This window comes from Mycobacterium sp. TH-M15 (assembly GCF_057473705.1).
The window spans coordinates 1-1,809 of the sequence record NZ_JBYCLB010000681.1 but is presented as its reverse complement, the minus strand read 5'-3'; the positions used below and the strand labels follow the sequence as shown (position 1 = coordinate 1,809).

Here is a 1,809-nt window from a genome sequence, read left to right as displayed (position 1 = left end):
GACAATTGGATGCATTTCTACAATAGTCAACGAAGGCATTCAGCGATCGGGATGCGTTCACCTATCGACTACGAGCGCACGCTGACTGCCACCACGGAAGCAAGTTAACCGTGTCCACTTTTTCGGGGGAACCCCAACGTTCGACGTTCGCAAACCAGGCCGAACTGGATAAGAACTGGGTCCCTGGTGTCGTCATCCTCTACAGCGGCAAAACGGCTCTTCCACCTCAGCCGCGACGATTTCACACCCCTGGTCGCCACCGACGCCCTCCGGGAAGGCGAACCTACGCCGCCGCGCTGAACACGGGGCAGCCGGCGGTTGGGTGAGCTCAGATCGACTCCGGATCGTCGGAGAGCATCCGCGCTGCGCCCCGGGCCAGCCCGAGCGCGTCGCGGGCCCACGTCACGTCGGCATCGGCCAGCCCGCCGGCCGGGGCGATGCCGATCCGGTCGACGAACAGCGAGCGCGACAGCCCCAGCCGGTCGACCAGGGCCGCCGCGGCGCCGGCCACCTCGTCGACCGTCAACCGGCGCCGCGGCGTGGTCGCGGGGATCAACCCGAACACCGCCGAACGCCCGGAGTCGAGCCACTGCGCCAGCGCGTCGTAGTCGTCGGTGGTCCAGTCGAATCCGGTCAGCCCCGATCGCCACGCTGCGGGGCCGGGCACGGCAACCGCTACCGCGCCGGTGGCGCTGCGCCGCAACACCTCCCAGGCCGGGCCGGGGCAGTCGCAGCGCACCAGCGTCGGCACCGAGCCATCCTGGCCGCGGTCGAGCAGGTCGGCGGCGCTCGCGACGTCCAGCGCTGCCACGGGCTCCAGCGCGGTCACCCCGGCCAGCCGCCCGGCGATCGCATCGGCCAGCGACGGCTCGTCGAACTGCACCACGACCGGGGTGTCCAGCCGGCGGGCCAGCTGGTCGCGGTGCGCGCGCACCCCCTCGGCCAGCGACGCCGCCAGGTCCCGGACGGCGCCCGGGTCGGTGATCGCCCGGTGCCCGTTGGCCAGCTCCAGCTCGGCGGCGAGGGTGACCGGTCCGGGCGCCTGCACCTTCACCGGCCGCCCGCTGCCGCGCAGACCGGCCTTCTCCCAGGCCTCCTCAAGCGCGTCGACGTCCTCACCGAGCAGGCTGACCGCCCGCCGGGCGACCGCACCGGGCCGGGCCACCAGCCGGTAGCCGCGCGGGGTGGTGTCGATCGCGAGGTCGACCAACAGGGCGCCGGCCCGGCCGAGCAGGTCGGCGCCGACCCCGCGGGCCGGCAGCTCGACCAGGTGGGCCAGCGCCCCGCCGAGCTCGCCGACCACCACCTCGGCCGCGGCCCGAGGCGCACTACCAGGCCACGAACCGATCCCGGTGGCGGTGGCGAAGACACTCATCCGGTTGCGGCCGGTTACGCCGACGTGGCGGCGATCGTGGCGCTGCCGACCACCTCGTCGCCGGCTGGGTCCGGCCGGTAGCAGGCCACCGTCTGGCCGCACGCCACCCCGCGCAGCGGCGACCGCAGCCGCACCCGGAGCACACCGTCGTCGAGTTCGGCGACCGCGCCGACGGTCTCGCCGTGCGCACGCACCTGCACCACGCACTCGAACGGCCCGGCCGGCGCGGCGCCGGAGGTGAAGACCGGGTCGCGTCCGGTCAGCTGCCGCACGTCGAGGTCGGCGACGCCGCCGACCCGCACGGTGGCACTGCGTGCGTCGATGCCGGTGACGTAGCGCTTGGCGCCGTCCGGGCCGGGCCCGGCGATGCCCAGTCCCTTGCGCTGGCCGATGGTGAACTCGTGCACGCCCTGGTGTTCGGCGAGCACGGTGCC

General features: G+C 73.6%; 2 protein-coding genes. Both read right to left on the bottom strand.

Going from position 1 to position 1,809, the window contains the following annotated elements; translation table 11 throughout:
* Nucleotides 1-328: 328 nt before the first annotated feature.
* Entirely contained in the window at nt 329-1,375 is a 1,047-nt protein-coding gene (locus AC2VNT_RS16680) for a uroporphyrinogen decarboxylase/cobalamine-independent methonine synthase family protein (protein WP_486947912.1), read from the bottom strand.
* Between the two features lie 14 nt (nt 1,376-1,389).
* Nucleotides 1,390-1,809, bottom strand: a 420-nt coding sequence (locus AC2VNT_RS16675; RefSeq protein WP_486947911.1) for an aminomethyltransferase beta-barrel domain-containing protein, incomplete at its 5' end; no start/stop codon positions are given.